Source organism: Celeribacter ethanolicus (assembly GCF_001550095.1).
Taxonomy (GTDB): domain Bacteria; phylum Pseudomonadota; class Alphaproteobacteria; order Rhodobacterales; family Rhodobacteraceae; genus Celeribacter; species Celeribacter ethanolicus.
Map to the genome: position 1 here is coordinate 1 of NZ_LRUC01000033.1, position 22,572 is coordinate 22,572.

General features: G+C 63.0%; 21 protein-coding genes and 1 pseudogene. 17 read left to right on the plus strand and 5 right to left on the minus strand.

Annotated features, from left to right (window positions below; translation table 11 throughout):
- From NH195_RS21470 to NH195_RS12235, 3 genes and pseudogenes are all read left to right on the plus strand, one after another.
- A pseudogene (locus tag NH195_RS21470) lies at positions 1-265 on the plus strand (heavy metal translocating P-type ATPase); the annotation flags it as partial.
- Positions 262-963, plus strand: coding sequence for a VIT1/CCC1 transporter family protein (locus NH195_RS12230; protein ID WP_038070015.1), 702 nt, complete (start codon positions 262-264; stop codon positions 961-963). The pseudogene NH195_RS21470 and the gene NH195_RS12230, both read left to right, overlap by 4 nt.
- 578 nt (positions 964-1,541) lie before the next feature.
- A complete protein-coding gene (locus NH195_RS12235; RefSeq protein ID WP_066707385.1) occupies positions 1,542-1,946 on the plus strand; it encodes a single-stranded DNA-binding protein in 405 nt (134 codons plus the stop codon).
- Between the two features lie 138 nt (positions 1,947-2,084).
- Here the strand turns inward: NH195_RS12235 and NH195_RS12240 are convergent, their stop codons facing one another.
- Complete coding sequence (locus NH195_RS12240) at positions 2,085-3,224, minus strand: hypothetical protein (protein WP_238379752.1); 1,140 nt, start codon at positions 3,222-3,224, stop codon at positions 2,085-2,087.
- A 303-nt stretch (positions 3,225-3,527) separates the two neighbouring features.
- Here NH195_RS12240 and NH195_RS12245 point away from each other — a divergent pair, with 303 nt between their 5' ends.
- The 10 genes from NH195_RS12245 (at position 3,528) to NH195_RS12285 (ending at position 9,409) form a co-directional block, all read left to right on the plus strand.
- Positions 3,528-4,727, plus strand: coding sequence for a hypothetical protein (locus NH195_RS12245; protein ID WP_038147531.1), 1,200 nt, complete (start codon positions 3,528-3,530; stop codon positions 4,725-4,727).
- 93 nt (positions 4,728-4,820) lie between these two features.
- Positions 4,821-5,321 carry a hypothetical protein gene (locus NH195_RS12250; RefSeq protein WP_038147453.1) on the plus strand — a complete coding sequence of 167 codons (501 nt, stop codon included), beginning with the start codon at positions 4,821-4,823 and terminating at the stop codon, positions 5,319-5,321.
- 96 nt (positions 5,322-5,417) lie between these two features.
- Positions 5,418-5,936: a hypothetical protein gene (locus tag NH195_RS12255; RefSeq protein WP_038147455.1), complete on the plus strand. Its 519-nt coding sequence runs from the start codon at positions 5,418-5,420 to the stop codon at positions 5,934-5,936.
- A 97-nt stretch (positions 5,937-6,033) separates the two neighbouring features.
- The gene (locus NH195_RS12260) at positions 6,034-6,525 is read left to right on the plus strand and encodes a DUF6878 family protein (RefSeq protein ID WP_066707387.1); all 492 of its coding nucleotides are present in this window, start codon (positions 6,034-6,036) and stop codon (positions 6,523-6,525) included.
- A 10-nt stretch (positions 6,526-6,535) separates the two neighbouring features.
- Positions 6,536-6,913, plus strand: a complete 378-nt coding sequence (locus NH195_RS12265) for a DUF6915 family protein (protein ID WP_066707390.1) — start codon at positions 6,536-6,538, stop codon at positions 6,911-6,913.
- A 1-nt stretch (position 6,914) separates the two neighbouring features.
- The gene (locus NH195_RS20875; RefSeq protein ID WP_081423915.1) at positions 6,915-7,112 is read left to right on the plus strand and encodes a hypothetical protein; all 198 of its coding nucleotides are present in this window, start codon (positions 6,915-6,917) and stop codon (positions 7,110-7,112) included.
- A gap of 75 nt (positions 7,113-7,187) precedes the next feature.
- On the plus strand, positions 7,188-7,607 hold the full coding sequence (locus NH195_RS12270) for a hypothetical protein (protein ID WP_066707393.1): 420 nt from the start codon (positions 7,188-7,190) through the stop codon (positions 7,605-7,607).
- Positions 7,600-8,244: an antitoxin of toxin-antitoxin stability system gene (locus NH195_RS12275; protein WP_066707396.1), complete on the plus strand. Its 645-nt coding sequence runs from the start codon at positions 7,600-7,602 to the stop codon at positions 8,242-8,244. Before NH195_RS12270 ends, NH195_RS12275 begins: the two co-directional genes overlap by 8 nt.
- A gap of 65 nt (positions 8,245-8,309) precedes the next feature.
- Positions 8,310-8,711 (plus strand): MbcA/ParS/Xre antitoxin family protein, encoded by a 402-nt coding sequence (locus NH195_RS12280; RefSeq protein ID WP_066707398.1) that lies wholly within the window; start codon positions 8,310-8,312, stop codon positions 8,709-8,711.
- Positions 8,708-9,409: an RES family NAD+ phosphorylase gene (locus tag NH195_RS12285; RefSeq protein WP_054540782.1), complete on the plus strand. Its 702-nt coding sequence runs from the start codon at positions 8,708-8,710 to the stop codon at positions 9,407-9,409. Before NH195_RS12280 ends, NH195_RS12285 begins: the two co-directional genes overlap by 4 nt.
- Before the next feature lie 424 nt (positions 9,410-9,833).
- Here NH195_RS12285 and NH195_RS12290 read toward each other — a convergent pair whose 3' ends face one another.
- Positions 9,834-10,130: a hypothetical protein gene (locus NH195_RS12290; RefSeq protein ID WP_054540781.1), complete on the minus strand. Its 297-nt coding sequence runs from the start codon at positions 10,128-10,130 to the stop codon at positions 9,834-9,836.
- Between the two features lie 177 nt (positions 10,131-10,307).
- Between NH195_RS12290 and NH195_RS12295 the strand changes: the two genes are divergently transcribed.
- From NH195_RS12295 to NH195_RS12310, 4 genes are all read left to right on the plus strand, one after another.
- Positions 10,308-14,702 (plus strand): strawberry notch family protein, encoded by a 4,395-nt coding sequence (locus tag NH195_RS12295; RefSeq protein WP_066707401.1) that lies wholly within the window; start codon positions 10,308-10,310, stop codon positions 14,700-14,702.
- Positions 14,703-14,705: 3 nt separating this feature from the next.
- Positions 14,706-15,737: a DUF7146 domain-containing protein gene (locus NH195_RS12300; RefSeq protein ID WP_066707404.1), complete on the plus strand. Its 1,032-nt coding sequence runs from the start codon at positions 14,706-14,708 to the stop codon at positions 15,735-15,737.
- Between the two features lie 366 nt (positions 15,738-16,103).
- Entirely contained in the window at positions 16,104-17,036 is a 933-nt protein-coding gene (locus tag NH195_RS12305; protein ID WP_054540778.1) for a DUF2493 domain-containing protein, read from the plus strand.
- Between the two features lie 84 nt (positions 17,037-17,120).
- The gene (locus tag NH195_RS12310; RefSeq protein WP_054540777.1) at positions 17,121-17,381 is read left to right on the plus strand and encodes a WGR domain-containing protein; all 261 of its coding nucleotides are present in this window, start codon (positions 17,121-17,123) and stop codon (positions 17,379-17,381) included.
- A 49-nt stretch (positions 17,382-17,430) separates the two neighbouring features.
- Here the strand turns inward: NH195_RS12310 and NH195_RS12315 are convergent, their stop codons facing one another.
- Genes NH195_RS12315 through NH195_RS12325 form a run of 3 tightly spaced genes read right to left on the minus strand, consistent with a single transcriptional unit; the run spans position 17,431 to position 22,545 of the window.
- A complete protein-coding gene (locus NH195_RS12315; protein ID WP_066707407.1) occupies positions 17,431-20,664 on the minus strand; it encodes a type I restriction endonuclease subunit R in 3,234 nt (1,077 codons plus the stop codon).
- On the minus strand, positions 20,661-21,587 hold the full coding sequence (locus tag NH195_RS12320) for a GIY-YIG nuclease family protein (protein ID WP_066707414.1): 927 nt from the start codon (positions 21,585-21,587) through the stop codon (positions 20,661-20,663). Before NH195_RS12320 ends, NH195_RS12315 begins: the two co-directional genes overlap by 4 nt.
- A gap of 55 nt (positions 21,588-21,642) precedes the next feature.
- Positions 21,643-22,545 carry an Abi family protein gene (locus NH195_RS12325; protein WP_066707417.1) on the minus strand — a complete coding sequence of 301 codons (903 nt, stop codon included), beginning with the start codon at positions 22,543-22,545 and terminating at the stop codon, positions 21,643-21,645.
- Between the last annotated feature and the right edge of the window lie 27 nt (positions 22,546-22,572).

Here is a 22,572-nt window from a genome sequence, read left to right on the forward strand (position 1 = left end):
AGGGATCGAGATCGCGCGCGGCGCGCGCCGCATCGCTGTCGAAAGCGTTGTCGCCGGGATCGGCCTGTCAGTCATGGGCATGATCGCGGCGGCTTTCGGCTATCTTACTCCGGTGCAGGGGGCGCTCCTGCAGGAGGTCATCGACGTTGCAGTGATCCTGAACGCCCTCCGCGCGCTGCGCATCGCGCCCCATAAACCCACCACTCCGGAACCAAAGGCTGTCTCCTCCGCGCAGGATGACATCGCGCAAGGAGCCACGCCATGAGCCGCCTCTCGCATTCCGAAATCCACATGGTGCATCGCATCGGCTGGCTGCGGGCCGCCGTTCTCGGCGCGAACGACGGGCTGGTGTCGACGGCAAGCCTCGTGGTCGGCGTCGCCGCAGCAGGATCGGGAAAGCCGGAGGTCCTTATAGCGGGGCTGGCTGGCCTCGTGGCCGGCGCGATGTCCATGGCGGCAGGCGAGTACGTCTCAGTCAGTTCTCAGACTGACGCGGAAAACGCTGACCTTGCGCGCGAGACCCGCGAACTGGCGGAAACACCCGAGGCCGAACTCGAAGAACTTACCCAAATCTATGTCGAGCGAGGGCTGGACCGAGACCTTGCCGAAAAGGTGGCCGTGCAACTGACCGAACGTGACGCGCTCGGATCGCATGCCCGCGACGAGCTTGGCATCTCCGAGACCGTGACAGCCCGCCCGATCCAGGCCGCCTTGGTGTCGGCGCTGACCTTCGCCGTGGGTGCGGTGCTGCCCTTGATCGTCGTACTGGTCGTCCCGGATGCACGGATCGTTTTCTTGGTCGCCGTGTCGACGATCCTCGGCCTCGCGGTTCTTGGTGGATTAGGCGCTTCTGCTGGCGGTGCTGGTGTTATTCGAGGTGCTGCAAGGGTCACGCTCTGGGGTGCACTCGCCATGGCGGCGACCGCTGGAGTCGGTGCGCTGTTCGGGGTCGCCGTAGGCTAGGGAGTAGCCGAGGTCTCGGGCGGAAGCTTCCACGTTGGCGCGGGCTTCCACCTTGTGCCGATCTTCGAATGTGGCAATCGCTTTGGCGACGTCATTCTGCATTTTCTTCAGCTCGCTGAGCGACAGTACGTCGAGATCGAAAGCAGCCGTTGGTGCGGTCCGTGTCCTGAATATTCCGGTATCGATAGCCCGTCGCGGCAAGGCCCTGCATTCCGCAGCACGGAAGGGCAGGGGGGCGAGAGCCGGTGATAGCCACTTGGGCCGCTAGCGGCGTGCTGGGCTTGGGGTAAAGCAGTCCCGATGGGCAAGGGGACATGGTCTGGCATGGGCTCCCCGTATCTCTCTGTCTCCTGGGCCATCCCTTCGACTGACAATCCCCTAATCCCGTTCGATCTCCTGCGCGCAACCCCGCGTCAGTCCGGGCCGTGTTGGCTGCCTTTGGCGTCCTGCCCGCTCCACCCCGGTCCTCTGGGGGTGTCCGGTGTCCATGCTGTCCACCGTGCACGCGTCACCCGACGGGCTTTTTCAGGGTCTTGTCGAAGGGACGGTCCCGAAGACAGGAAAAACAGGAGCTTATCATGCAGAACATCGTCATCCTCGCCGGCAACATCGGTCAGACCCCCGAAGTCCGCACCACCCAGAGCGGCACCAAGATCACCAACTTCAGCCTCGCCACCTCGCGTCCCCGCTTCTCGGAAGGCCGTGTGATGCGCGACGAAAACGGCTACCGGGTCATGGACACCGAATGGCACCGCATCACCTGCTTCAACGGACTCGGCAAGACGGTCGCCGAGCATTGCGAAAAGGGCATGAAGGTCCTCGTCCACGGCCGCATTCACTACACCAAGTGGATCGACAGCATGGGGAACGACCGCTACGGCTGCGAGATCATCGCCGAGAAGGTCGACTTCCTGAGCCGTCCGAAGTCGGCCGAGAACGAAAACCCCGAGTTGGTCGACCGCGACGATGAGATCCCGTTCTGAGGAGCGGGGTCTCCCCCTCGGCCCGGCGGGTTAAACCGCCGGGCTAAAAGTCTCTTCGGGCCACTGGAAAAGGCATCCACGCTTGCCTTCCGGTGCTGAGCGCCTTGAATGCGCCTAATTGTTCAACGTGCGCACGAGCTAGATTTCGTCTTTGGTTCTGGTCGCGCCGTGACTGCGATACGCGTCGAGCATCAAACGCGTATATTCGGCCGTGCTCTGGGTCACGGTGCCCAAACCGGGCCATGCGAACAACGGATCCGACCAAGTAACTTCCAACTCAATCTCGATTCCAAGCAGTGCGGCCACTTCGATCGCAGCAGTCGGCTCCTTGTCCTCGGGCCAGTAGTGATCCTCGAAGGAAACAACCACGTCGAGATCGTCATCAACCCAGATTTCGGCCAGACTCGCTCCCATGCGCTCGCTGGCATTGGTCGCATCCTCGAACAGGGCAGCCCGGATCAAATGGGTCACCTGGTCACTGTTGAGGTCAAGCCTTGGCCGCGGATCTATAATTGACACGATGGGTTCAATCTCTTGCCTTTCGGCGCGGGATTGGACTGGCACTGGTTTTTCATCGGTCGGTTCCAGCCAGAAGGCTTCTGGAAAAATGTTGATTGGTGATGCGCCGCAGCTGGGGCAGTGCCATTGGTTTCCAGCGATCTGTGGGCCGGTGATCTCTGAGTTGCAGTGAAGGCAGTACCAGAGGTTCGATTCCTCCATCTCCAAGAACGGGTGCCGCACATTTCCTTCCGCATCCGGCTTTGTGGCGCGCCGTGGCCAATCGGCAAATCGCCGCGCCTTGACGCTCTGCATCAATTCCCTCGCAATCCCGATGGCTTCTTCACGTAGCACGCGATCGTTCATCGGGCTGGTCTGGGCATGCTTGATGTCGATCTCGACACGAGGGGCGGCCAAAGGGTTTTCTGGCAGCACGATCTGCCAACCCTCACCATCCATGCGGACGTCACCAAGCATTGTTTTCAGTTCGTATGGATGCCCCCGTACTTCTCCTCGAGTGACGGCATCGGGGCTTCCGAAGATATGGTCGAAGGTCGCACCCTCGTAGGAAGTGATCCGTTCCACGAAGGCCTTGATCGTGGCAACTTGTGCTTCGGAGGGAACCCACTCTCCTTTGGCGCTGCCTGTCAACGCATTCCAATGAGCAAAGCCCATTCGACTGGCAACAAAGTCGAGCGCTACGTGCTGTGGTTGACCCGTCGCCCTAGCGTAACGCTTCGCCAGTAGTTTCAAAGTCTTGAGCTTAGTGTTCTCTGTCATGATCCATGTCCAAGCCGGATCTGACTAGGTGCCCGCTGCTAATCAGACCCGCCGATGGCATGAGGTCTGCTGTTCGAAATTAAGATCGCTGCAAAGCTTCGCGTGGCGGGCACACCGGCCTGCGAGAAAGGCCTTGTTTAACCTCTGCCATTTTTGAACGCAGGTCAACACCAGCGAGTTGCGGGCGTGCGGCGCCTCCGACTTAGCGCCGTTTGCCCGAGAGAGTTTGAGGTTGGCCGGTTTCCCGGTGACGGGTTGAGGGCTGGGAGAGTGGCTCCCGGCGCCTGTCGCGGAGGAATGCCGATGGGCGTTGTGGAAGTTCTGGATGCGGTACAGCCGACGCGGGCTGGTGGCTGGAAAGTGGATGTGAGCCGGGGTGACCGGAATGGGCGGGTGTCGTCCGAATGGTTCAACAGGCCGGATGACGAGCGGTACCTGTCGCTCGACGATCTCTGGGCCAATGTGAAGGGTCGCTCTGAGCGCAGCCGCAGCCGGGTGGTGCAAACCGCCGACATCCGTGTCGAGGCAGCGCGCGACAGTGCAGAGCGGCTGCACTTGGTCCTGCCGAAAGCGCATGAGCCGATCGCACCCACGCACTGGGCCTTCGGCCAGCTTGCCAGCATCGTCGGTGCCCCGGCATCCTACCTGCGGCAGCTTCCCGCGCCTCTGGCGGGGATCAACCTGCAATACGGTTTGACCAACCACCGCGCCGAGCAGGTGAAGACCTTCGAGACCGAGGATGGCCGCACGGAACTGCGCGCCGTGACCGGTCCCGACTACGGCCGCATCCATGACTTCGAGCTTGTCGAGGCGGTTCAGCGCATCGCGGGCAATGGCACGGGCGATACGCGCTGGAAGGTACCGGGTGTGCTGGATTGGTCGACCGGGGTCTACAACCCCGATGTCGAAATCAGCCGCGACACGACCACGCTCTACGCCTCGGACCGCGATGTCTTCCTGTTCCTGGTCGATGATCGCAACCCGATCGAGGCGGGCAAGCTGGCGGACGGCTCCCCCGATCTCTATTTCCGGGGCTTCTATTGCTGGAATTCCGAGGTGGGCGCGAAGACCCTCGGCATGGCGAGCTTCTATCTGCGGGCGGTGTGCCAGAACCGCAACCTCTGGGGCGTCGAGGATTTCCAGGAGATCAAGATCCGTCACTCGAAATACGCCGCTTCGCGCTTCGCACATGAGGCCGCGCCCGCGTTGACGCGGTTTGCCAATTCCTCGCCGCAGGGGTTCGTGAACGGCATCAAGGCGGCGCGCCAGCAGATCGTGGCGCGCAGCGACGCGGACCGCGCGGATTTCCTGCGCAAGCGCGGTTTCTCGAAGGCCGAATCCGGCAAGATCATCGAGAAGGTGCTGATGGAGGAAGGCCGCCCGCCCGAGAGCATCTTCGATTTCGTGCAGGGCATCACGCGGCTCGCTCGCGACAAGACTCAGCAGGATGCACGCCTCGACATGGAAGGGCGCGCCAAGAAGCTCCTCGACCGCGTTGGCTAATGTGGCGACCGGAGGCGATATCGCCTCCGGTCTCGTTCCTGTTTCATCGATCTGCTACCGTGCCCGAAATGTTTAGGTGTTGGAAGTACGCGCATGGAAGAAATCGATTGGTCAGATCGTGCATTTTATGATGACGGCGAATGGGTTACCTGGTCGGAAATCGACGAGCAGCTTCGCTACAAGGAGTGGGGCGCAAAATACCCGAACGCGATTAGGTCTATGATCCCATATTTTGAGGATCTCCTGTCCCTCGCGGAAAGCTACCACCTCGAGACCGGCCTTCACCTCTCTGTCTACGGCGATATCGGTGAGCTGTTTGGTGCTATCACGTATGGTATCAAGCTGAACAAGACCTATGCCCAGGGTGCTGACGGAAGACTTGGCAATGATCATGTCGAGGTCAAAACCATTACGCCATTCAAGACAAAGGATGTGGTTGTGGTCGATACAAATGGGCATTTCAACAAGCTCTTGGTTGTAAAGATCAACGAGGATTTTCAGGTCTCGGGTCGGATGATCGACCGAAAAGATCTCCCAAAGCGCGAAGGGCGCTACTTGCGGGTTCGATGGAGCGATTTACCAACGCCGAAATGATCGACCCGTTCAGCGACAGAGAGTCCGAGGGGGTGGTTTGGTCTTTGACGGTTTGAAGCGGGGAGAGAGGCTCTCCGCACCGTCGGAGATATGCCCATGTTCGACCTTCCTCTCCAAACTCAGCCGGAAACGCAGAAAACAGGTTTGCCGCCGAGCCTCCTGACCGTTTTTGCAGATCAAGACTTGCCGTTCGCACTCACGACGGCTTGCCATGCGCCCGCAGCTCTCATGTCCGGGCAGGCACACCCCAAGGTACTGGAGCGGTTTGCCACGCTGGCCGAGGCCATGCAGGGGGCAATCGTTCACGCCGAAGATATCACACCTGAAGACGCTCCGCGCATCCTGGCAATCCTCGATCGGGAGGGCCGTCTCGTTCTGGCCGGAGCTACCTGTGATGGCGGGGTCGCATGGTGCCACCCGGTCTCGGATGCCGCCGAAGCCCGCGCCGTCGTGTCCGAGGCCAGCCAGACCCGCGCGCAGGCCATGCGGGCGGCCGAGTGGCATGAACATAGCCTCGCGCGACGGCTGCGGCACCACGCCGACGTTCTCGATGCCCGTCTTGTCGATCCGCTCTGGCGTGTCTTCGCGTCTCGCGCCCTGCAGATCGCGGCGTGACGCCCGAGAGTCAGAGAAGGGCAGGGGAGGATGTGAGCCTAGGAGGACGAGAGAGAGCCTCGGGGTTCAGATCCTTTCCCTCATTTCGGAGTTTCCAATGTCCAAGATCGAACCCACCCTGGCCGCGCCGATGGCGCCGTCCAGGATCGATTTCACCGCCGTGCTGGCCCGCCAGGCCGAGCGTGACGCGCGGATCGCAGCTTTGCGTCCGGCCAACAAGGAGCGCCTCTTCGATGGCCTGACTGCCGCAGGCATCACCCATGTTACCGTGAGCTTCGACGGTTATGGCGATAGCGGCCAGGTTGAAAGCATCGAAGCCTACGCGGGCGAGACTGAGGTTGCTTTCCCCAAGACCCAGATCGCCTATGCCGCACTGACTTGGGACGACCCCCAGGTCGAGATGCGGCAGCTCTCGCTCGAAGATGTCGTCGAGCAACTGGCCTACGACTTCCTCTCCGACACCCATGGTGGCTGGGAGAACAACGACGGTGCCTGGGGCGAGTTCTGTTTCGACGCGAGCGCTCGCTCCATCCACCTCGAGTTCAACGAGCGCTTCACCTCGTCCGAACTCTATACCCACGATTTCTGAGGGGGCGGCGATGGCACATCCGTATCACCACGCCCTGTCCTCGGTGAAGAAATGGGGCGGCACGGTCGACGACTACCTCGCCGTGCATTCCTGGTTCGACCAGAGCAAGGAGATCACAGCCGACTTTCGGCACCGGGCGCTGCGCCACCATGCGGAGGGCATCTTCATGGCCGAGACGATTTTCGGCCCGACCCTCACGCTCTCGACCGGGCGCGTCATCCCGACCCGCTGGGTCGGCGAGCAGCATGTTAAGGAGGACCTCGGCTTCATCCCGAGCTTCGCCGATTGGGTGAAGGCCATTCGGCCCGAGCTTTGGATGGGGCGGACCGAACGGATCGAGGCACAGGTCGATCCGCATCTCGTCTCGCCCGTGGTCGAGGTCACGTGAAATGACCGATCCCACTTATCGACGTCTTGGCTTGCCGCCGACCGCTTCGCCACTGGCAGTGGTTCGCGCGGCGGTCCGGTCGCTACATCCCGACACGCGCGCTGTTTGCGGTCTCCGGCTGGCGCGCAAGCGCTTCTACCGGCATATGCTCTGCGCTCATGCCGCACGACAGGCGGCGGGCGACACGCCGACCGGCTGATCGTTCCCAACTACCCCTTCATCCCAATCGATCGCCCGGCCTCCTGGCCGGGTCTTCCCCATTCAGGAGGTCCCCATGGCGGATTACTTCACCCATTTCTCGTGCCTGCTCGACGTCGGCACTCCCGAAAAGGCGGCCCGAGCACTCGCGCTGTTTCACGATCTGCGCGCTGCGGATCAGGACGCCGACGACCCGGATATCGCTGGCTTCGATCTCGTGCACCAGGATGCCCCCGAGGGCAGCAGCCTCTGGATCCATGACGACGAACACGGCGATGTCGAAGCCGTCATCCGCTTCGTGCTGCGGCTCGCCGAAGACCTCGGCCTCACCGGCCTTTGGGGGTTCCAGTATGCTCTGACCTGCTCTCGGCCGCGGCTCGACGCCTTTGGCGGCGGCGCGCATGCCATCGATCTCGGCGCTCGTAAATCCATCGGCTGGTCCAGCACGCAAGAATGGTTGGTCGCGGCGCTGAACGGGGAGGACGTCGATGCCTGAGATCATTTGCACCACCGTCTACCAGTTCCCCGAGCTGTCGGATGCCGCCAAGGAGAAGGCCCGCAACTGGTATCGCGACCTCGGACCCCACGACGACTGGTGGGACGCGGTCTATGAGGATTTCGAGCGAGTCTGTGAGATCCTCGGTATCCGTCTGAAAACCACGCCCGTCCGTCTGATGGGCGGCGGGACGCGGGCCAAGCCCTGCATCTGGTTTTCCGGCTTCTGGAGCCAGGGCGACGGGGCCTGTTTCGAAGGCTACTGGTCCCACGCCAAGGGCGCGGCCGCGCGCATCCGGGACTACGCCCCGACCGATGCGCCGCTCCATGGCATCGCCGACCGTCTGCAGGCCGTTCAGCGGCGCAACTTCTACCAGCTTGCTGCCGAGGTCAGCCATCGTGGCCGTTACTACCACGAATACTGCATGTCCGTGGACGTGGCGCGCGACAGTCCGACGTGGCAGCCGCCCACCGAGGACGCCGAAGAGATCGTGACCGAGGCGCTGCGGGATTTGGCCCGCTGGCTCTACCGCCGGCTTGAGGCCGAATACGACCACCTCACCTCGGACGAGGCCATCGAGGAGGGGATCATCGTCAACGCGTATACGTTCACGGAAGGAGGGCGGCGGTTCGGATAACAGTGATCAAAGCGTAAGGTTCATTTGATCTTTACAGTAAGTCCATATGGACTATATTGAGGCCAATGGAGGACGCCATGTACGTTGCAGAGAAAATCCGGGAACCCGCACAGGTCAACGCCGTTGCGTTGAAGGCTTACGCGCGCGTGGTTGATGCCTGGGGCCTCAACTTGAAGGAAGCGGCTGGCCTTGCTGACATGTCAGAGAGCACGTGGAAGCGCGCCAAGAAGCCGGATTTCGCCGGAGAGCTCACCAAGGACCAACTGCTGCGGCTCAGCGCTGTAATTGGCATCTTCAAGTCGCTCGAACTCTACTTCTCGGAGCCTCTGGCAAAAAGCTGGTTCACCCGACCGAACAAGGGGCCGCTCTTTGGTGGAAGCCGACCAGTCGACACCGCCATCGACGGGGGTTTGCCGCAGATCCTCGCGGTTCGGACCTATCTTGATGCGTTGCGTGGTGGGGCATGAAGCAGACCGAGATTTCCGATCGCGGTCTCGTTCGTCTCCTGCCCGCCACTTACCACAAGCCACCGTCGCTGCGCGGTCTCGTCGATTCCGATGACGAGATGGAGATCCTGGCAGAGATCGAGGGCCTGACCAGCGGTCGTCTTCTGGCGGAACGTGGCCGCAATCCCCATCTGGACCCGCGCGAGCTTGCCTGGCAGCGCCGGAGCCAAGATCTGCGCATCTACGGCGACAGCCATGTCAACGCCGCCTTCACCTATACCCGCGCCGGCGGAAACCGCTTCAACACCGAGGAGCGCGGCGCCTGGTATTGCGCATGGGATGTCATGGTGTCCGTCAGCGAAGTGGCCTGGCACCGAACACGCGAACTCGGCTTTACCGGCAGTTTCCATGACAGCGCCCGCTATGTGGAATTGCTGGCGGATTTCATCGGCGTCTTCGATGACATGACCGACGAGCCGGGCCATCCCGCACTGCATCCGGATCCGGCTGTCGGATATCCCGAGGGCCAAAGCCTCGCCCAGCATCTGCGCCGGGCTGGATCGCGTGGCCTGATCTACCCCTCAGTTCGGGCTCCCGCGCCGGGCGGGAATTGCCTCGTCTGCTTCGAGCCCCACGCCATCCAGAACGTCCGGCCTGGCGCGTCTTGGGATCTTGTTTGGGATGGGACACCGCACTACTCGCTTACGGCCGTCGGCTGACGCGTTGCGGCGCAAGCGCCTGTTTGGCGGGGTCCGAAGACATGAAACTGGCACACGGCGACGTCTCTGCCCCAAAAGACCACTATAGTTTTCTTCGATGAGGTTGCTTTTCCAGCGTTGTGGACGCTCCAATCTCACCATTTCCAAAGAATTTATGGACTAGTCCCACGTGGAGGGAGATCTGAAGGCGCTGGGTCGAAAGACGGCAACGACTTGCAGTGGTTGCCGAAGGTCGCAGTGGTGTACCTCCTGGTGTGCCGCCGCGACCAGACCTTGGCCCTTCGGTGTCCTTCGGACAGGAGTTTGACCGAGGCTGACGTCCCGAAGGTCCAATCTGCCAATCTACAGGTTGGCAACTACGCTCGGTTTGCCAAGCCACGGTATGGCAGAAGCTCCGGAAGGCCGGAGCTAGCCAGTGCCGGGATCACTTGTTCCCGTCGATCCATTTCGACATGAGCCCCTTGTCACGGAAACATTCCTCCGGAACGGCGCGCCGTTTGATCCGGGCAAGCTTCTCCGCGAAGGCTACCTGCTTCGAGGTCGGCAGACGGTCCATGTCCGATACCGGCTTCAGCCGGGCCTGAGCCTCGATCCAACCGCTCAAAGATCTCCGGTCTTGCTGAACTTCCCAGGGCAGGAGCGTCCGGTTGCGCAGGACGAGCGACCGCGCATAGGCGATCTGCTTGGGCGTTACGGGCAGGGCGTGCTTGGTGCTTTCCATGGTGGAACCCCCATTCTGGCTTGGCTCTGAACATAGAACATAACAAGAACAAAATCAAGCCAAGCGTCGGGAACACCTTGGTGCGAGAGGGAGAGAGGGGCCGGGAAAGATCAGGTCCGAGGCTGCCCGAGAGAGGGTGTACGGGCCTGATCCTGTCCTTCATTCCGGAGTTTCCCGATGACCCATCTTGCCCCTGTTGCGCAGGCGTCCTTGCCTGCGCCCATTGTCTCGTTGGCAGCAAATCCCGCCCCTGCGATCGTTGCTGTTGCCGAAGCGCTGCAGCCCGATCTGGCGCAAGGGCTTCAGATCGACGCGCTGCGCCTGCGCTTCGAGATGGAGCGTGCCTTTGGCGGTTCCGATGCGACCGGTGCCTGGGACTGGAAGCTCGCCTATGAGGCCGGCGAGGTGGCGCTGGTTCTGTTCTTGCGGAAATTCGGTCGTGCGCTGCTGGCCCGGGCCGGCTCGCCTGCGGCGCTGTTGCCCATCCTCGCCAAGGTGGCGGGCCTTTTGCCCACGCACACCCGGCGGTCGGAAGAGATGGAGCGCTTTCAGCAATTCTCGACGCCCTTGCCCATGGGGCTCGCGGCACTGGCGGCAGCACAGATCACGCCCCGCGATTTGGTCTTGGAGCCGTCCGCCGGGACCGGGCTTCTGGCGATCCTCGCAGAGATCGCGGGCGGCAGCCTCGCGCTGAACGAGTTGGCGGACACCCGCGCCGATCTTCTGCGCCTGCTGTTCCCGGCCCGACCGGTCACCCGGTTCGATGCCGCGCAGATCGACGATCATCTCGATGCCTGCTCAAGCCCGAGCGTCATCATGATGAACCCGCCCTTCTCGGCCCAAGCCAATGTCGATGGTCGGTCGACCGAGGCGACGGCCCGGCATCTGCGCTCGGCCCTCGCGCGTCTGGCCCCCGGCGGACGGCTCGTCGCCATCACCGGAGCCGGTTTCGCGCCGGTTGCGCCTGCCTGGGCCGAGACCTTCGGCCGTCTGACCGAGACCGCCCATCTCGTCTTCACCGGCGCGGTGTCGGGCGCCGCTTTCGCCAAGCACGGCACCAGCTTCGAGACGCGGATTTCTGTCTTCGATAAATGCTGCGGCGGCGAGCCGGGCGGCATCACCGCCGACCTGCGCCAGCCCCTGTCTCCGGACGTGGCGCATCTGATGTCGCGGGTCACTGCAGAGGTTCCGCCGCGCCTCGAACTGGAACAGGCAGTAAATGCGGGTCTGTTCCATTCTTCCCTCTTCCCGGGAAGTCCTGCCCGCGCCACTCACACAACCACCAGCCGATCGCGCGCGACCTCTGCGGCTCAAATGGCGAAACCCGAAACGCCGATTGAGGCCGAGGAACTGGACTATGCTCTCCGCGACGCCGCCGAGGAAGAAGACGCCGCACGGCTGTCCGACGCGATCTACGAGACCTTCCGTCTGCAGGCTATCGACATCCCAGACGCCGCATCGCACCCGACCAAGCTTGTGCAATCGGCGGCCATGGCCTCTGTCGCACCTCCGAAACCCACGTACCGCCCCAAGCTACCCCCGGCCGTCCTGCGCGACGGCCTGCTGTCCGACGCGCAGCTCGAGACCGTTATCTACGCGGGGGAGGCGCATGGCGCGCATCTCACTGGGTCTTGGACCGTCGATGAGACCGGAGACGTGGTCTCCGCTGCACCGGACGATGCCGTTGACGCCGACCGCTTCCGCCGGGGTTTCTTCCTCGGCGATGGCACCGGCGCGGGCAAAGGCCGGCAGTCTGCCGGGATACTGCTCGACAACTGGGCCCGAGGAAGACGCAAGGCGCTCTGGATATCGAAGAGTGACAAACTCCTAGAGGATGCGCAGCGCGACTGGTCGGCCCTTGGCCAGGAGCGGCTTTTGGTGACGCCGCTCTCGCGCTTTGCCCAAGGCCGCGACATCCCTCTGACCGAGGGCATTCTCTTCACCACCTACGCGACCTTGCGCTCCGAAGAGCGCGGATCGAAGAAATCCCGCGTCGACCAGATCGTCGACTGGCTCGGGGCGGATTTCGACGGGGTGATCCTCTTCGACGAAAGCCATGCCATGGCGAATGCTGCCGGGGGCAAAGGCGAGCGGGGTGATACCATGGCCTCGCAGCAGGGCAGGGCGGGCCTGCGCCTGCAGCACAAGCTGCCCAACGCCCGCGTGGTCTATGTCTCGGCCACGGGCGCGACGACGGTCCACAATCTCGCTTATGCTCAGCGTCTCGGTCTCTGGGGCGGGGAGGATTTCCCCTTTCAGACCCGGTCGGAATTCGTGGAAGCCATTGAGGCTGGCGGTGTCGCGGCGATGGAGGTTTTGGCCCGCGACCTCCGGGCGCTTGGTCTCTACACGGCGCGGTCGCTGTCCTATGACGGTGTCGAATACGAGATGCTGGAACATGTTCTCAGCCCCGAGCAGCGTGGCATTTATGATGCCTATGCCGGGGCCTTCGCCATCATCCACAACAACCTGACCGCGGCGCTGGAGGCGGCGAACATTACCGGCGCGGCCGACGGGCCGAGCGGGTCGGGCACGCTGAACCGCCAGGCGAAATCCGCAGCGCGGTCAGCCTTCGAGAGCGCCAAACAGCGCTTCTTCGGCCATTTGCTCACCTCGATGAAGACCCCCACGCTGATCGCATCCATCGATGACGATCTGGCTGCGGGCCACGCGGCGGTCATCCAGATCGTCTCGACGGGTGAGGCGCTGATGGAACGCCGCCTGTCGGAGATCCCAACCGACGAATGGAATGATATCCGTTGTGACATCACACCCAGGGAATACGTTCTGGACTACCTCGCCCATTCCTTCCCGGTGCAGCTCTACGAGCCTTTCACCGACAGCGAGGGCAACCTCTCGTCGCGCCCCGTCACGCGCGACGGCCAACCGGTGGAGTGCCGCGAAGCCGTCCGGCGTCGTGACGCGCTGATCGAGAAACTGGCTTCGCTTCCGCCGGTGCCGGGTGCACTCGACCAGATCGTCCAGCGCTTCGGCACGGATCTCGTGGCCGAAGTCACAGGGCGCTCGCGGCGCATCGTGCGGAAGGGCGAAGGGCATTCGGCACGGCTCGTGGTGGAGAACCGGGCCGGAGCCGCGAACCTCGCGGAAACCCAAGCCTTCATGGATGACGAAAAGCGTATCCTGATCTTCTCGGATGCCGGCGGCACCGGGCGCAGCTATCACGCCGATCTCGGGGCGAAGAACCAACGCCTGCGGGTCCACTACCTCTTGGAACCCGGCTGGAAGGCAGACTCGGCGATTCAGGGCCTCGGACGCACCAACCGGACCAACCAGGCGCAGCCGCCGCTGTTCCGGCCGGTGGCCACCGATGTCAAAGCGGAGAAGCGGTTCCTGTCGACCATCGCGCGACGTCTCGACACGCTTGGCGCTATAACGCGCGGCCAGCGCCAGACCGGCGGGCAAGGGCTGTTCCGGCCCGAAGACAACCTCGAGTCGCCCTACGCCCGCGACGCCCTGCGCCAGCTTTACCGCCGTATCTATCGCGGCGATCTGGCCGGATGTTCGCTCGGGGCTTTCGAGGATGCGACCGGGCTCAGCCTGACCGATGATAACGGGCTGAAGGATGACCTGCCGCCGATCACGACCTTCCTCAATCGCCTGCTGGCGCTGACGATCGACATGCAGGCCGTGCTGTTCGCGGGTTTCGAGGAGCTGCTCGATCAGCGAATTGAGGGCGCCATCGCCGCCGGGGTCTATGATCTCGGGCTCGAGACACTCCGTGCTGAGAGCTTCCGGGTGACCGACGTACAGGTCATCTACACCCATCCGGGCTCCGGCGCGAAAACCCAGCTGCTGACCATCGCGGAAAAGCGCCGCAACACGCCTACCTCGCTGGCCGATGCGCTCGAATGGCTGGATGACCCGCAGGCGCGGCTTCTGGTCAACAGCCGCTCGGGCCGGGCTGCCGTGCAGGTTCCCGCCACTAGTCACATGCTGGAAGATGGGACCATCGAGCCGCGCCTGCGCCTGATCCGCCCGACCGATGCCAGCACAGTCCCGGCAAAGATCATGGAGGACACCCGCTGGCTCGAGGCCGACCGCGCGGCCTTCTCCGCCGCCTGGACCGCGGAACTGGCCGAGGTGCCGGAGTTCTCCGAAGCCACGCTGCACATCGTGGCAGGCCTGCTGCTGCCGATCTGGAAGCAGCTTCCCCAGGATGAAACCCGCGTCTACCGCCTGCAGACCGATGACGGGCAGCGCATCATCGGTCGCCGCGTCTCGCCTGCCTGGGTCGCGACCACGCTGGCCGCCGATGCGCCCAAGCTCTCGGCCGCGCAGGTCCATGCCCTCGTTCTGGAGGGCAAGACCGTGGTGTGCCTGTCCGAAGGGATGGAATTGCACCGCTCGCGCGTCATGGGCGCGAACCGGATCGAACTGTCGGGCTTCTCGGAGGCAGCCAAGGATCGGCTCAAGGCCGATGGCTTCTTCTCGGAGATCATCAGTTGGAAGCTTCGGCTGTTTTGCCCGACCGACGCCGATGGCGTCGCGATACTGGATCGTCTGCTTGCACGTTGTCCTGTCGCAAGGCTACATGATCGCGGAGGTTGTTGACCCATGTATTCCGAGACCGAAGACCTCGTGCGCGATCTGGCAGAAAATGCCGAAGGCGTCTGTCGTGCCTACCTTCCCGCCGGACGGCGGGAAGGATCCTACTGGATCGTCGGCGATCTGCAGAACAACCCCGGCCGGTCGCTCTTCGTGCGGTTGACGGGCCCTGCGTCGGGGCCGGGGGCAGCGGGCAAGTTTACGGATGGGGCCACAGGCGAGCATGGCGATCTCCTGGACATCATCCGCGCCCGGACGGGGATCACGCGCTTCCCCGACCTTCTCGCCGAGGCCCGAGCGCATCTTGGCCGTCCGCAGCCGGTCGTCCCGGATAGGCAAGAGCCGAGGAAGGCCAAGGCGCCCGGTGGCACTCCTGCGGCGGCGGCGCGCTTGTTTGCTGCCTCGAACCCGATCACAGGCACGCTTGCTGAGACTTACCTCCGTTCCCGAAGCATCACCCAATTCGGGGCGAACGGCGCCTTACGCTTCCACCCGAAGTGCTGGCATCGGGAAGAGGGGCAGACCCGGAGCATCCCCAGACCGGCGATGATCGCGGCGGTTACCGATGGGGCAGGGGCCGTGCAGGGCGTGCATCGCACCTGGCTGGCGCCTGACGGAAAAGGCAAAGCAGATGTCGATCCGCAGCGTCGGGCTATGGGTCACCTCCTCGGCAATGCTGTCAGGCTGACCTCGCAGGATGACATCCTCGTCGTCGGCGAAGGCATCGAGACAATGCTGTCCCTGTCCGAGGCAATCCCAGGTCTGCCCGTCTGGGCGGCACTCTCGTCCGGTCACCTCGGGGCCGTGCGGCTGCCGGAGGGGCTGCAGCGCCTCTACATAGCCATCGACCGCGATCCGGCAGGGCAACGCGCGGCGGAGAGGTTGAGCGTCAGAGCCTCCGAGGTCGGGATTGGTTGCCAAGTGCTGGAGCCGCGGCTCGGGGATTTCAACGATGATCTTCGGGCGAACGGCAAGGACGCGCTGCGCCAGCATCTGGCAGGGCAGTTTGGGCCGAAGGATCGGCATCGCCTGGTGGCCTGAGCTGCATCGCGCAAGGGGGGTCTGGGAGGGCGGGGCAGGGTCCCTGCATCCTAGTCGTGGCTCTGGATCGTCGTCCTCACCCCACCCCGGGCTTTGCGCATCCACCCGTCAGCCCTGCGCGGCCTTCAAGAGATGGGCAGGCCGTCAAAGCGGTTGCCCCTGCAAGGTCGGCAGGGAACCTATTTCCGCCGGCGACAAAGCCGCCTTTGCATCGCGAGACAAATAGCTTCCCTGCCGACCTCCTCCACGCTGTTCCGGCCCCGGTGAAGCCGGGGTGAAGGGGCAACCGCCCCGACGGCTCGGGTCTGCCCATGAAGGCCGCGCGGGATGACGCGCGGACGAGACAGGCCCGGAGGCAAGAAACCGATGACGATCCATACCCACGACGACGCGTATGAACCCGCCCATAGCGCATCCCAGACCGCCCATGCGCTCGACGAGCTGCAGCTGTATGGCTACCGCCCCTTCGACGAGCCCGATCCGCGCCCGATGCCCGATGGGCAGCGCCTCGCGGTCGCCGTCGCCGACATCTTCGACGCCCTCGTCGCGACCCTGGAAGACACCCGTATGGAACCCGATCTCGAAGAGGTGCTCTGGGGCCAGGTCAACCTTTTCCACCGCGCCACGGCCCGGATCGAGCGGTCGCTCGATGAGAACGAACAGGCGCAGCGCCGCCTCCAACGCGAGCAGGACGGCTCGGAGGTGAAATCCGTCGAGCTCGAGCGCCTGACGGCCGAAGGCCTGACCCTCGTCGAACGGCGGAACTGCATGGACATGATGCGCGATCACGCCGCATCCGAGTTTGTTCAGCACACGGGATCGACCTGGCGCCCCCGCACCGGCTCGATGGTGAACCGCCAGCACATGACCGCCGCCCTGATCGACAGCCGCGATTTCCTGGCCGCCAAGCGCCGCGCAGAGACCGAGGTGATGTTGCCCGCTGGCCCCAAGGTCGCCCTCACCGGCGGGACCGATTTCAACGATCACCGCCTGATCTGGGGCAAGCTCGACCAGGTCCGGACCAAGTATCCCGACATGGTCCTCCTGCACGGTGGCAGCCCGAAGGGCGCAGAGCTCATCGCCGCCAAATGGGCCGAAGCCCGGGGCGTGACGCAGGTGGCCTTCAAGCCCGACTGGACCAAGCACGCCAAGGCCGCGCCCTTCAAGCGCAACGACGCGATGCTGGATGTGCTCCCGGTCGGGGTCCTCGTCTTCCCCGGAACCGGTATCCAGGAAAACCTCGCCGACAAGGCCAAAAAGCTGGGCATCCCGGTCATGAAGTTCGAGAAGGGGGCGTGAGCCCCCTCTTTCTTTTCGGGATAGAACATAGTGGAAACGTCGAAGAGCGCTTGATATTGTGGTTTGGAGAGAGGCGTCAACAACATGTTCGACATATCGCGGCAAATGGAAGTGTTCCCGACGACGGTCGATCTCAAGCGGATCGACCCGTCTCTCAACATGCGGCGCTTCTATCGAATGAGCGTTCAGCCGGACCTGTTTGGCGGCGCATGCCTTGTGCGGGAATGGGGCCGTATCGGGTTTCGAGGGCAGATGATGGTCGAGACGCACCCTGATGAAGGCAACGCCATCACCGCGTTGATGAAGCTGGCAGCGGTGAAGAAGCGGAGGGGTTACGTTCAGTGATCGATCTTGGACGCAGCCATTTTCTCATCGCATTTAGAGTTCTGCTGGATCAATTGGAAGTGAGGTCCAACGCCTCGCCCCGCTTTAGTATCTCGTAGATCACCCCTTCGAGGATAGGAAGGGCCTGGCGATCCTTGCTAAGGAGAAGCGTGGCGAGCGCACTATGCGAAGACATTGCCCGGACCACTGCCGCCTGCACCGCGCCGGGGAGGTTCCCCTTCATCGCTTGATCCTTACTGTTATTATCGATCTGAGCCATCACAACCGGGTTCTGGCGGGTAATCGCTGCAACCTGGTTCACGAAGGCGACCTGGTCCTCGATCGGGGTGGCCTCCCCAAAGAGGCTGTTCAGGCGTTCGATGAGCTCCTGCATGTAGACCGGTAGGGCACCGGGCCGTCCCCCGCCGCCGCCGCCCTTTATGGGGTCGAGGGTGGGGGGCTCCTCATCCTCGCCGTTGCTAGCCTCCTCTCGCTCCACGATGTCATAGCCGGTCAGCGCGATTCCGTGCAGGTCGATCTCGGACGCTGGAACCCCATCCAGTCGGTTCGCGAGCAGTTTCGAGAAGGCCGCGAAGACCTCAAGGTCCGGATCGCCGAGATCGACCAACTGCGCGACATAGGCGTAAAGGCGTCCGAACCGGGCTAGGCCTGCCTTGAAATCCGTCAGCGACACGATCGCTGTCTCGACCTGTTCGCGCTCATGATCGGCGCGTTTCATCCCGTCTTCGTTCCCGGTCGCCTTCGCCTTCTGCCAGGCGTCCTCGGCCTCTGAGGCGCGGTTTCGAAGTTCCGTGAGCCGATGGTTATAGGCGTCGGTCGGTTCCTGCGTCGCGGCGTACATCGCCTTGTGCGCCGCCTCGTCATCCGTGCCGCTGGCGGCGGCCGTCGCTGTCCGAAACCGGGCCTTCTGGAAGTCGAGGACGTGTGTCTCGTCATAGACCCCCTGATCGTCGAGGAACTCCTTCAGGTCATAGACGACGTTGAGGTCCTGCACCTCCTCGATCTTGGCGCCCCGGTCATACTGGGCGAAGGCGGCCCGTACCACTTCCGGGTCGTTGATGAAGTCGATGATGAAGGTCTGGTCCTTCCCGGGAAAGGTCCGGTTCAGACGGGAGAAGGTCTGGACGATCTCGACCGCGTTCGCGATCTTCTTGTCTACATACATTGCGACTAGCTTCGGCTGGTCGAATCCGGTCTGGAACTTGTTCGCCACCAGCATGACCCGGTATTCCGGCCGGTCGAAGACGTGGCGCAGGTCCTTGCCGCCCGCGTCCGGGTTCATGTTCGCTTCGGTAAACTCCGCATCCTCCTCAACGACGAATGCATCCCCTTGCAATAGGTCGTCATTCGGGTGCATGACCTCTCGCCCGGTCAGTTTGCCCGAAAAGGCGACGAGGGCCCGGATGTACCCGTATTCCGGGTTCGCCGCGATGAAGGCGTCGAACGCCCGCTTGTACCGGACTGCAGAGGCCCGGGAGCTGGTGACCACCATGGCCTTCGCTTTCCCGTCCAGCAGGTGGGCCACGTTCTTCGAGAAGTGCTCGATGATGAAACGGACCTTCTGTGTGACGTTGGTCGGGTGCAGCGTCATCCACTTCGCCAAGGCCCGCTTCGCCGCCTTCCCATCAACCCGCTTCTCCTCGACGATCTCCTGCCCGAGGTTGAAGGCCGTCTTGTAGGGGACGTAGCCGCGAAGCACGTCGAGGATGAACCCTTCATCGATCGCCTGGCGCATCTCGTATTTGTGGAACGAGACCGGGAGGTTGTCCTCCGCGGCGGGCCTTGTCGGGTCCGCCGGGCGCCCAAAGAGCATCATGGTCGAGTGTTTTGGGGTCGCGGTGAAGGCGAAATGGGACACGTTCGCCGGGCGCTTCCGGGACCGCTGGACCTCCAGAAGGATGTCCTCGACCGTCATCTCCGACATATCCTGCTTGGCTGACAGGGCCAGTGTTGCCTGCAGTTTCGAGGCCGTGTTTCCAGTCTGGGAATTATGCGCCTCGTCGATGATCACCGCGAAGTTCCGGTCCCGGAGGGACTTTTCGGTCAGGATCGCCTCCATCGCGAAGGGGAAGGTCTGGATGGTTACCACGATAATGGGTGTGCCCTTCAGCATTGCCTCGCTGAGCTGCTCGCTCTTCGACTTCGACGACGTCTCCCTATCGATCGCCGCGATCAGCCCCTTCTGGTGGTCGATCTGCTGGACAGCGTCCTGTAGCTGTCCGTCCAGAACGTTCCGGTCTGTTACGATGATCACCGTGTCGAAGATCGGAGCCCCGTCGTCCCGGCGCAGCTTCACCAGGTCATGCGCCGTCCATGCGATGGTCGAGGTTTTTCCGGACCCGGCGCTGTGCTCGCAAAGGTAGGGATGTCCCGGCCCCTTCACCTTCGCGTCTGCGATCATCTTGTTGACCGCGTCGAACTGGTGGAACCGGGGGAAGATCAGGGTCTCTTTGACCGACCAGTTCCCCTTCAAGTCGACCACATTCTTCTTCTCGACATAGACGAAGCTGTGGAAGATCCGCAGGAACGCGTCCGGCTGGCAGATCTCCTCCCAGAAGTAGGCGACTGGGTACTCCCCATCGGCCCGGGCCGCGTTACCAGCCCGACCGTCATTCCCCTTGTTGAAGGGAAGAAAGAAGGTGTCCTCCCCCGCAAGCTTGGTGGTCATCCAGATCTCGCTGTCGGACATCGCGAAATGGACAACCGCGCCGCGATGCTGCGTCAGAAGCGGATGCTTGCGTTTCGTGACCGGGTCTACGGGCAAGCGGTCGCGCCGGTACTGGGCCTTTGCGTGTTCGACCGACTGGGTGAAATCAGTCTTCAGCTCGACCGTCGCCAGCGGCAGGCCGTTCAGGAACAGCCCGAGGTCTATGGCGAGCTCGCGGCCCGGGTGATATTTCAGCTGCGGCACGACCCGCAGCCGGTTCGACGCGTAGCGGTGCATGACCTTCTCGTTGCGCTGGTCCTCCGGGGCCGCCTCGGACAGGTCGATGTGACCGGCGCCAGCGACCGAGAAGCCCCGGCGCAGGGTCTGTACCATTCCCTGTTTCTCCAGCGCGGTCTCCAGCCGGTCCATGACCACTGTAAGGGTCTTGTCGCCGTTCATCGCCTGAAGCCGGTCCCATTTCTGGGGCTGGGTGGCGCGCAGCCAGGCCTCCAGATCCTCCGGGTACATGGCGCGGTCGGCATCAAACGCGTCGGAGGCGCCGATCAGCCAGCCTGCGGCTGCGAGCTTTTGGACGATATAGGACTCGAGGTGCTTCTCGTGATGCAGGTCGCTCATTCCGTCACCTCCGTACCGCCGGCCTGCGCCTGCTGCCACTCGTGATAATTCAGCTTCGAACCCCGGACCTTCCACTCAAGCCGTCCGTTGCTGTTCCGGTCCAGCACGACAGCCGCCGCGGCCGAGGGGCTGCTGAACGGCCAAGGCCTCGCGAAACGCATCCTGTCCTCCGCGTGCGGGATCAGGACGCCCTCGGCGATCATCTTGTCCTTCAGCCCGCCGTAGCTCTGCTGAACATATCCGGTCCCGATCAGGGCCTCGGAACCTTCCAGCACGACAAACTCCCCGTCTTCTTCGACGGCGGTCGCCTGAACGCCGCTCTTGTGACGGATCTCGAAATGAACCTCTTCGGCGGTCCGGTCTTCGGCGGGTTTCTCGACCTGCGTCACGGCCCGGGGCTGTGGCTTGAGCATATCAAGCCCGATCACCGGCAGGATGATCTTCAGGTTCGACAGGAACTGTTCCATGTTCGCGACATCCGCCTCGGGCAGGCGGCGACGGTCGGTGTCGGGCTGGGTCCCGTTATCCAGCGTCACCCGGCCCGCCTGCGCGGTCAGGCGGATCAGTCGCGCCTCGAGGTATTCGGCATGTCCCTTGGACAGGTCGTCGTCGCTGGTGGTGACGGTGATCGCGGTTTCCCAGAAGTCGCGCTTCTTCGCGCTCTGTTCGATCCGTTCGGAGACGGAGTTTCCCGACCCGATATAAACCCGCGTCACGCCGGGCTTGTCCGGGTCCGGGCCGGACAGTATGTAGACCCCGGTCCGGTCAACCTCGGACCGGGCTGTCAAATCGCCGAAGGCCGAGGCTCCGCTGACGAACAAAAGGCCTGTCCAGCCGTGGATCGTGGCCTTGCGCAGGCCCGTTGGCTTCCCGTCGACCAGGAAAAGCTGGATGGTACGCCCGAAGGTCTCTCCGGTTGTCATGCGGCCACCTCTTTCATAAGTCTTGCCAGCTCTGATCGGGTTGAAAACGGCATTCTCATATCTTCCATACCGCTCTGGCGCGCCAATCCGCCGGAAAGCCCATACTCGCAGGATCGGCCAACGGGCAGCCGTCGATCAGCGCAACGAGGCGCTGTTTCCACTCATTGCCCGGTGCGATCAGGGCCAGCAGGTAATCGAGCATCACCAGAGTGTTGTGCAGATAGCGCGGATCGGCATCCCGCATCGCAACGGGCAGCTTGGCGGGGTATTTCGGAACAGTCATCTTCACTGTGAAGCGCTTGTTCCACAGCCTGCCATGGTGGGCGCATATGTTGCGCACGTGGCTGATATGGTGGGCGAAAGACGTGACGACCCTTTCGTCCAGTGCGAAGAGGGCTGCAATGGCGTTTCTATCGCCGCGCAACTTCAGATCGCTGTAGAATTTCGAAAGTAGACCGAACGACATGACCTCTGCCGCCATCCAGACCGGCGGCAGCTTCGGCGAGGTGTATTTGTCGCGATAGTGAGTAGCGAAGGTGTCGCGCGAGCGGCTGAATTCCTTGTTCAACTCGGCAACGGCAGAGGCATGACGCCCGATATGGGCATAGTTGCCCTGTTCGAGATAGCCATGGGGCCCATAGGTCATCGCCATGTGATGTGCCCATTGCGCGCGCAGGGCTACTTCGACCCGCTCGATGGCGTCGAGGACCAGCAGCCGCAATTCACGGTCGAAGATGTAGAGTGTCAGCACATCCTCGAAGGTTGTCCCGTCACGAAAGGCGTGATCGCCGTTGTTCGCGGCGGGCACCTCGAAGGGAAGCCAGTAGGCCCGCAGCCTGTAGTAGGAGATGAAGCTGAGGTAGTGCTGTGCCTGGGCTTCGTCCCCTACAATCATGCCGCGACGTTTGAGGAGTTCGATCTGATCTGGCACAGAAACGGCGGGTTTTTCAAACTTCATGCGGCACCCCCGTGCCGCGAAAGCGAT

Excerpts from the sequence above, each read along its gene's own strand:
- NH195_RS12230 (WP_038070015.1), top strand. The coding sequence starts at position 262 with ATGAGCCGCCTCTCGCATTCCGAAATCCACATGGTGCATCGCATCGGC.
- NH195_RS12235 (WP_066707385.1), top strand. The coding sequence starts at position 1,542 with ATGCAGAACATCGTCATCCTCGCCGGCAACATCGGTCAGACCCCCGAA.
- NH195_RS12240 (WP_238379752.1), bottom strand. The coding sequence starts at position 3,224 with ATGACAGAGAACACTAAGCTCAAGACTTTGAAACTACTGGCGAAGCGT.
- NH195_RS12245 (WP_038147531.1), top strand. The coding sequence starts at position 3,528 with ATGGGCGTTGTGGAAGTTCTGGATGCGGTACAGCCGACGCGGGCTGGT.
- NH195_RS12250 (WP_038147453.1), top strand. The coding sequence starts at position 4,821 with ATGGAAGAAATCGATTGGTCAGATCGTGCATTTTATGATGACGGCGAA.
- NH195_RS12255 (WP_038147455.1), top strand. The coding sequence starts at position 5,418 with ATGTTCGACCTTCCTCTCCAAACTCAGCCGGAAACGCAGAAAACAGGT.
- NH195_RS12260 (WP_066707387.1), top strand. The coding sequence starts at position 6,034 with ATGTCCAAGATCGAACCCACCCTGGCCGCGCCGATGGCGCCGTCCAGG.
- NH195_RS12265 (WP_066707390.1), top strand. The coding sequence starts at position 6,536 with ATGGCACATCCGTATCACCACGCCCTGTCCTCGGTGAAGAAATGGGGC.
- NH195_RS20875 (WP_081423915.1), top strand. The coding sequence starts at position 6,915 with ATGACCGATCCCACTTATCGACGTCTTGGCTTGCCGCCGACCGCTTCG.
- NH195_RS12270 (WP_066707393.1), top strand. The coding sequence starts at position 7,188 with ATGGCGGATTACTTCACCCATTTCTCGTGCCTGCTCGACGTCGGCACT.
- NH195_RS12275 (WP_066707396.1), top strand. The coding sequence starts at position 7,600 with ATGCCTGAGATCATTTGCACCACCGTCTACCAGTTCCCCGAGCTGTCG.
- NH195_RS12280 (WP_066707398.1), top strand. The coding sequence starts at position 8,310 with ATGGAGGACGCCATGTACGTTGCAGAGAAAATCCGGGAACCCGCACAG.
- NH195_RS12285 (WP_054540782.1), top strand. The coding sequence starts at position 8,708 with ATGAAGCAGACCGAGATTTCCGATCGCGGTCTCGTTCGTCTCCTGCCC.
- NH195_RS12290 (WP_054540781.1), bottom strand. The coding sequence starts at position 10,130 with ATGGAAAGCACCAAGCACGCCCTGCCCGTAACGCCCAAGCAGATCGCC.
- NH195_RS12295 (WP_066707401.1), top strand. The coding sequence starts at position 10,308 with ATGACCCATCTTGCCCCTGTTGCGCAGGCGTCCTTGCCTGCGCCCATT.
- NH195_RS12300 (WP_066707404.1), top strand. The coding sequence starts at position 14,706 with ATGTATTCCGAGACCGAAGACCTCGTGCGCGATCTGGCAGAAAATGCC.
- NH195_RS12305 (WP_054540778.1), top strand. The coding sequence starts at position 16,104 with ATGACGATCCATACCCACGACGACGCGTATGAACCCGCCCATAGCGCA.
- NH195_RS12310 (WP_054540777.1), top strand. The coding sequence starts at position 17,121 with ATGTTCGACATATCGCGGCAAATGGAAGTGTTCCCGACGACGGTCGAT.
- NH195_RS12315 (WP_066707407.1), bottom strand. The coding sequence starts at position 20,664 with ATGAGCGACCTGCATCACGAGAAGCACCTCGAGTCCTATATCGTCCAA.
- NH195_RS12320 (WP_066707414.1), bottom strand. The coding sequence starts at position 21,587 with ATGACAACCGGAGAGACCTTCGGGCGTACCATCCAGCTTTTCCTGGTC.
- NH195_RS12325 (WP_066707417.1), bottom strand. The coding sequence starts at position 22,545 with ATGAAGTTTGAAAAACCCGCCGTTTCTGTGCCAGATCAGATCGAACTC.